Source organism: Streptomyces sp. NPDC054847, assembly GCF_053610925.1.
This window is the reverse complement of the sequence record NZ_JBSGZJ010000406.1, coordinates 1-6,429: the sequence shown is the minus strand read 5'-3', so window position 1 is coordinate 6,429 and position 6,429 is coordinate 1. Positions and strand designations below refer to the sequence as shown.

6 protein-coding genes and 1 pseudogene are annotated in these 6,429 nt (G+C 70.5%); 3 read left to right on the top strand and 4 right to left on the bottom strand.

Annotation, left to right across the window (positions count from 1 at the left end; translation table 11 throughout):
* Positions 1-40: 40 nt before the first annotated feature.
* From ACWGH4_RS28600 to ACWGH4_RS28590, 3 genes are read right to left on the bottom strand one after another with little or no spacing between them, the layout of a single operon-like run.
* Positions 41-1,534: a tripartite tricarboxylate transporter permease gene (locus tag ACWGH4_RS28600; protein WP_441266537.1), complete on the bottom strand. Its 1,494-nt coding sequence runs from the start codon at positions 1,532-1,534 to the stop codon at positions 41-43.
* Positions 1,534-2,064, bottom strand: a complete 531-nt coding sequence (locus ACWGH4_RS28595) for a tripartite tricarboxylate transporter TctB family protein (RefSeq protein ID WP_441266538.1) — start codon at positions 2,062-2,064, stop codon at positions 1,534-1,536. Before ACWGH4_RS28595 ends, ACWGH4_RS28600 begins: the two co-directional genes overlap by 1 nt.
* Positions 2,061-3,044 (bottom strand): Bug family tripartite tricarboxylate transporter substrate binding protein, encoded by a 984-nt coding sequence (locus tag ACWGH4_RS28590; protein WP_453466013.1) that lies wholly within the window; start codon positions 3,042-3,044, stop codon positions 2,061-2,063. The genes ACWGH4_RS28595 and ACWGH4_RS28590 overlap by 4 nt, the downstream gene beginning before the upstream one ends.
* 122 nt (positions 3,045-3,166) lie before the next feature.
* On the opposite strand from ACWGH4_RS28590, the gene ACWGH4_RS28585 reads away from it, so the two are divergent.
* Entirely contained in the window at positions 3,167-3,853 is a 687-nt protein-coding gene (locus ACWGH4_RS28585) for a response regulator (RefSeq protein ID WP_189473501.1), read from the top strand.
* Positions 3,854-3,920: 67 nt separating this feature from the next.
* Here the strand turns inward: ACWGH4_RS28585 and ACWGH4_RS28580 are convergent, their stop codons facing one another.
* Complete coding sequence (locus ACWGH4_RS28580) at positions 3,921-4,289, bottom strand: VOC family protein (RefSeq protein WP_453466010.1); 369 nt, start codon at positions 4,287-4,289, stop codon at positions 3,921-3,923.
* A gap of 299 nt (positions 4,290-4,588) precedes the next feature.
* Between ACWGH4_RS28580 and ACWGH4_RS28575 the strand changes: the two genes are divergently transcribed.
* Entirely contained in the window at positions 4,589-5,227 is a 639-nt protein-coding gene (locus ACWGH4_RS28575; RefSeq protein ID WP_453466008.1) for a hypothetical protein, read from the top strand.
* Positions 5,228-5,475: 248 nt separating this feature from the next.
* Positions 5,476-6,277: pseudogene (locus ACWGH4_RS28570) on the top strand (MFS transporter); the annotation flags it as partial.
* Between the last annotated feature and the right edge of the window lie 152 nt (positions 6,278-6,429).

Genomic DNA, 6,429 nt, shown 5'->3' with positions numbered 1-6,429 from the left:
ACCGTGGCCCGCCCCTCACTTCTTCATGTCGGCTTCGCTTTTAGGCGGCCGACCGGTTCTTGACGATCAGCTTCTTCAGCCACGGCCAGGCGAGCAGCACCACGATCACGGCGTAGACGGTCACCGAGAACGGTGTGTTGACGAGCCCGACGGCGCTGCCGTCGCTGATCTGCAGCGCGCGCCGCAGCTGCTGCTCGGCCGCAGGGCCGAGGATCACACCGATGACGGCGGGCAGCACGGGAAGACCGTAGCGGCGCATTCCGAAGCCGATGAGACCGATGATCAGCAGGATCACCAGGTCGATGGCCTCGCCGCCGACCGCGTACGCGCCCACCGCCGCGAAGAACAGGATGCCGGCGTAGAGGTACGGGCGCGGGATGCGCAGCAACTTCGCCCAGAGCGGCGCGAGCGGCAGGTTCAGCGCGAGCAGCAGCACCATGCCGACGAACAACGAGGCGATCAGGCCCCACACCAGGTCCGGTTCGCGTTCGAAGAGCAGCGGCCCGGGCTGGATGCCGTACTGCTGGAAGGCGGCCAGCATGACCGCCGCGACGGCCGTCGTGGGCAGGCCGAGCGTCAGCATGGAGACGAGCGTGCCCGCCGCGGAGGCGGAGGCCGCGGACTCCGGCCCGGCCACGCCCTCTATGGCGCCCTTGCCGAACTCGTCCTTGTGCTTGGAGAGCCGCTTCTCCGTGACGTACGACAGGAAGGTGGGGATCTCCGCACCGCCGGCCGGGATCGCGCCGAACGGGAAGCCGATGACGGGCCCGCGCAGCCACGGCTTCCAGGTGCGTTTCACATCGGACTTCGCCAGCCACGGCCTGCCGACCGGGATCGCGTCACCGCTGTTGCGCCGCAGATGGGCGGCGACCCAGAGGGCCTCGCCGATGGCGAAGAGACCGACCGCGACGATGACGACGTCGATGCCGTCGGCGAGCTGGAGGGAGCCGAAGGTGAGGCGCTGCTGACCGGTCATCTGGTCGAGACCGACGAGGCCGAGGGTGAGACCGATGAGCAGCGAGGCGAGGCCGCGGATCCTCGACGAGCCGAGGACCGAGGTGACCGCGATGAACGCCAGCACCATGATGGCGAAGTAGTCGGGCGCGCCGATGTCGACAGCGAGCGCGGCGACGGTCGGGGCGAGGGCGACCAGCAGGATGGTGCCGATCAGGCCGCCCGCGAAGTGGCCGCCCGCCGCGGCCGCCAGCGCCTGCGCGCCGCGCCCGGCCTTGGCCATCGGGTTGCCCTCGATCGCGGCGACGACCGCCGCGCTCTCTCCGGGCGTGTTGAGCAGGATCGACGTCGTGGAGCCGCCGAACATGGCGCCGTAGTAGATGCCGGCGAACATGATGAACGCGCCGGTCGGCTCCAGCCCGTACGTCACCGGCAGCAGCAGTGCGACCGCCATGGCGGGGCCGATGCCGGGCAGCACGCCGATGGCCGTGCCGAGCAGGACGCCTATCGCCGCCCAGAGCAGGTTGACCGGGGTGAGCGCCGTCCCGAAGCCGTCGAGGAGGGAGTTCAGGGAATCCATCAGAGCACTCCCATCAGCGGGCCGCCGGGCAGCGGCACGCCGAGCAGGTTGTTGAAGACGAAGTAGGTGACGACGGACAGGACCGCCGCGATCAGCGGATCGCGGTCGATGCGCCGGCTGCCGAGCGCGTAGGCGGAGCCCCAGAAGAGCAGCGCCCCGGAGACCGGGAAGCCGAGCGGCCCGATGAGTACCGCGTTCGCGAGGAAGACACCGGCGAGCAGCAGCACGGTCCGCCAGTCGCTCGGCTCGGAGAGGTCGATGTCCTCGCCGCCCTCCGCCTCTCCCCGGCCGCCTCTCAGCACGTCGACGGCGAGAAGGACGGCGACGGCCAGCAGGCCGATGCCGACGGCGATCGGCACGGTCGTGGGTCCGACGGGCCCGCGCTGGGCGATGTCGACGTCCATGGTGAGCGCGTCGGTGAGGACGAGGACGCCGATGACGAGGAGCAGCGCGCCGACACCGAGTTCGGAGTGTTCCCGGAGCCAGGCTCGCCTGTCCGGGGTTCTGGTCGTGGACCTGGTCGAGCTCACAGCCCCAGCTCCTTCAGCACCTGGTCGACGTTTTCGTCCTGCTCGTCGAGGAAGTCGCCGAACTTGTCGCCGGTGAGGAAGGCGTCGTCCCAGCCGTTCTTCTTCATGGAGTCCTGCCACTGCTTGGATTCGTGCAGCTTCGTGACCAGCCCGACGAGCTTGTCGCGCTCGCCGTCGGTGAGGCCGGGCGGTGCCACGATGCCGCGCCAGTTGGTGAATTCGGTGTCGAGTCCGGCCTCACGCAGGGTGGGGGCGTCCAGACCGGGGACACGCTTCGGCCCGGTCACGGCCAGCAGCCGCAGCTCGCCCGACTTGATCTGGTCGAGGTACTCGCCGACACCGGAGACCCCGAAGGCGACCTTGTTGCCGAGGATCGAGGCCAGCAGCTCACCGCCGCCGTCAAAGGGGATGTAGTTGACGGACTTGGGCGCGATCCCGGCGGCCTGCGCCATCAGCATGGGCGCGAGGTGGTCGGGCCCGCCGGGCGACGAGCCGCCGCCGACCGGAAGCTTGCCCGGGTTCTTCTTCCACGCCTCGATCAGCTGGCCGATGTTCTCGTACGGGGAGTCCTTGGCGACCACCACGATGTCCTGCTCCTCCGTGAGCCGGGCTATCGGTGTGGTGTCGGCCAGGGTCTTCGGCGACTTGTTGGTGTGTACGGCGCCGACGACGCCGAGGCCCATGGACATGGCCAGCTTGCCGTTGCCGTGCTCGCCGACGAGCCGGGTCAGACCGACGGTGCCGCCGGCGCCGGGCAGGTTGAAGACCTCGATGTTGTGGGTGAGCCCTGCGTCCTCGGCGTTCTTGGCGGCCGTGCGGGCGGTGATGTCGTAGCCGCCACCGGGGGTGTTGGGAACCATGAACCGCAGACCGGGGATCTGGGTACCGGTTTCTGCGCCGCTGCCCGAGGTGAGCAGCGGCGGCCCCACGAGCACCAGCAGTGCAGCCCCGAGCAGGGCAATGGGGGTGCGCAGTCGCACGGGATCGCCTCTCGTCGTAGATGTGTGAAGTGGCCCACATGTTGCCTGCGCGTTAAGAAGCTGTCTCTCTTCCGGAATCAACGGACGTTGTGGTCCTTGTGGTCGCGGCTTAGCGTGTCGGCGTGACAAAGGTGCTGGTGGTGGACGACGACTTCATGGTCGCGAAGCTGCACAGCCGCTATGTGTCCCAGGCGGAGGGCTTCACGGTCGCCGGGGTGGCCCACAGCGGCGGCGAGGCGCTGCGCGCCGCGGAGCGGCTGCGGCCCGACCTCGTGCTGCTCGACGTCTACCTGCCGGACATGGACGGGATCACTGTGCTGCGCGAGCTGCGGGCGGCGGAGGAGCGTGATCCGGACCGGCCCAGCGCCGACGCCCTGTTCATCACGGCCGCACGGGACGCGGCGGTGGTCCGCTCCGCACTGCGTGCGGGCGCGCTGCACTACCTGATCAAGCCCTTCAACCAGGCCGCGCTGCACGAGCAGCTCCGGCATGTGGCCGCGCTCCGCTCACGCCTCGACCGGCTGGACGAGGCGCGTCAGGAGGACGTGGACCAGATCTTCGGCACCCGCCCGCCCGGCTCCCGCGAACTGCCCAAGGGCCTCGCCCCGCACACGGCGGAGCTGGTGGAGCGCATCCTGCGGGAGCACCCGGGCGATCTCTCTGCCTCCGAGTGCGCGGCGGCGGGCTCCCTGTCGCGGGTGAGCGCACGGCGGTATCTGGAGTACTTCGCGGAGACGGGCCGGGCCGAGGTGACGCTCCGCTACGGCGGCACGGGCCGCCCGGAGCGCCGCTACCGCCGCGTCGGCTGACACGGGGGCGCGGCGGGTGCGGCAGGTGGCACGGGCGCGGCGGGTGCCGCGTCTTCGAAGGTGCGGCTCAGGTGCCGGCCGGTGGCTGGTGGAGGCCGAAGGGCGAGCCCTGGTCGTCGTGGCACAGCTGGAAGCGGCCGAAGCGGGCGATCGTGTCCTCGTCGCCGCTGCCGACGTCGATGTCGTCGACCGTGCCGCCGAGCTCGCGCACGCGGACGACGGCCTGCTGCATGTCGTCGACGCGGAAGAAGACGTACGGGCCGGCTCCGGGGTCCCCTCCGTGCACTCCGCCGGGGACACCGGGGGTGCGGATCGAGTAGCCGCCGCCCTCCGTCGTCCCGGCCTCGAAGGTCCAGCCGAACAGCCCGGCGTAGAACGTCCGGGCCCGCTCGGAGTCCGCGACGCCCAGTTCGAAGAACGAGATCTCCCCAGCCATGCCCTCTCCCGACGTCGGTGGTACCCGGTGCGGTCCCACCGTACGGCGGGCATCCGGCGGCCGCATCCGGCCGGGCGCCCGTCCTCCGGGCGACGTGGCGCGACGGACCGGCCGGCAGGAACCCGGCCTCGCCGACCTGCTGGAACGGCTGGAACGGCTGGTACCGCCGACGAGGCGATGACGTTCCGCACGGCGCGCGACCGGAGACTCCAGCTACTGGACGGGTGGGCCGCCTCTCGGCGGCAACGATCAGGACACATACGCCCGGAGCGGGGAACGCCCTGCGGGACCATGACCGCATGAAGCCTGCCGCGCGGCTGCCGCGCCCCTTTGTGCCCGTCACGGCCGTGGTGACCCTTGCGCTGGTCGCCTGCGGCAGCGAAACCGCCGGAGCCGGAGCCGACCGGGCCGAATTGGAGGCACGCGCGCGTGCCGCCCAAGTGGCGATCGAGAACGTCTACGTCACCGAGGTGCCGGGCTACAAGGTGGCCAAGCAGTCCGTGGGCGTGCTCGGCGCGGACGGGTACTCAGCGACGTACGTCAGGCAGGGGACGGGCGCGCAGATACGTCTCGGTGTCGACAAGGGCTCCATGGACGCGGCGCTCTGCCCGAAGACCCCGCTCGGTGTCGGCAGCCGCGGCACGGACGGCGCTGTCGAGTGCGTTGCGGACGGCGGGAGTTGGTACCGCACGAGCGGCACGCAGCACGAGTACGCGACCGAGGTGGACGGCCGGCTGGTGCGGCTCGACGCCGACACCGCGACCGTGGACCGCGCCACCCTCCGCAAGGCGGCCGAGGCGGCGCACGCCGCGAGCGACGCCGAACTCGATGCCGTACTGCCTCCCACGCGGGACGACGCCGGTCAGCCGGTCGAACGCGGCGACCTCCCGCCGGCCGGCGACGGCGCGCCGAACAACGACGTGGGGACGAGCGGCTGAGCCGGGCCGGACCGTTGGGCCGACCCGACCGGGCCCTGGAGACTCCACCGACCTCACGCCCGCCAACCGGCTGATCTCCATGGCGGGTCGCGGATCCCCCTCCGGGCAGGCTGGGACGATGCGCGCCCATGGCTCCCGAGGCAGGTACCGCGAAGAGTTCGTCAGCACGACTCGTCCTGCTGACGCTCGCGACCGGTCAGTTCCTCATGGCGCTCGACAGCTCCGTCATGAACGTCTCGATCGCGACGGTGGCCGACGACGTGGGCACCACGGTGACGGGCATCCAGGGCGCCATCACGGCCTACACCCTGGTGATGGCGATGTTCATGATCCCCGGTGGCAAGGTCCGGGGCGCTGATCGGCCGCAAACGCGCGTTCATGATCGGCTGCGGCTCCCTCATCACGTCGCTCGCGCCGAACCTGCCCGTGCTGCTGTTCGGCTGGTCGTTCCTCGAAGGAATCGGAGCGGCGCTCATCCTTCCCGCGATCGTGGCGCTCGTGGCCGGCAACTTCGCCGCTGAACGCCGCCCCGCCGCCTACGGACTCGTCGCAGCCGCAGGAGCGGTGGCGATCGCGCTCGGGCCGCTCATCGGGGGCATCGCGCGACGTACTTCTCCTGGCGGTGGGTCTTTGCCGGTGAGGTGGTGATCGTGCTCGGCATCCTGCTGATCGCCCGCCGCGTCGCTGACGCACCGATCGGCGAACGCCCGCGCATCGATCTGGTCGGCGCCGTGCTTTCCGCCCTCGGACTCGGGACCTTCGTCTACGGCGTGCTGCGCTCCAGCGAATGGGGCTGGTTCCGGCCGAAGCCCGACGCACCTTCCTTGCTCGGGATTTCGCCGGTCGTGTGGCTGATGCTGGCCGGCCTGCTTCTAATCTGGCTCTTCCTCCGCTGGGAGGCCCGCCTCGTGGAACGGCGCAAAGAGCCACTCAACTCATCGACCCGGACCTGCTGCACAACAAGCAGCTCACCGGCGGGCTGACGATGTTCTTCTTCCAGTCTTCCAGTACCTCGTACAGATGGGCGTGTTCTTCGTCGTACCGCTCTACGAGCAGCATGGGTGTTCCCGAATACGCGAGCCATCGGCACATACGTGATCACCTCGAGCGCCCCGGGGACGACTCGCCATTCTCTGCCGCCCTCCGCGGGCTGCGTCGTACGGATCTTCGTCCGGCCTTCTCATTCTCGCCCCCTCCCCGGC

Coding starts and splice junctions, on each gene's coding strand:
- ACWGH4_RS28600 (WP_441266537.1), bottom strand. CDS start 1,534: ATGGATTCCCTGAACTCCCTCCTCGACGGCTTCGGGACGGCGCTCACC.
- ACWGH4_RS28575 (WP_453466008.1), top strand. CDS start 4,589: ATGAAGCCTGCCGCGCGGCTGCCGCGCCCCTTTGTGCCCGTCACGGCC.
- ACWGH4_RS28580 (WP_453466010.1), bottom strand. CDS start 4,289: ATGGCTGGGGAGATCTCGTTCTTCGAACTGGGCGTCGCGGACTCCGAG.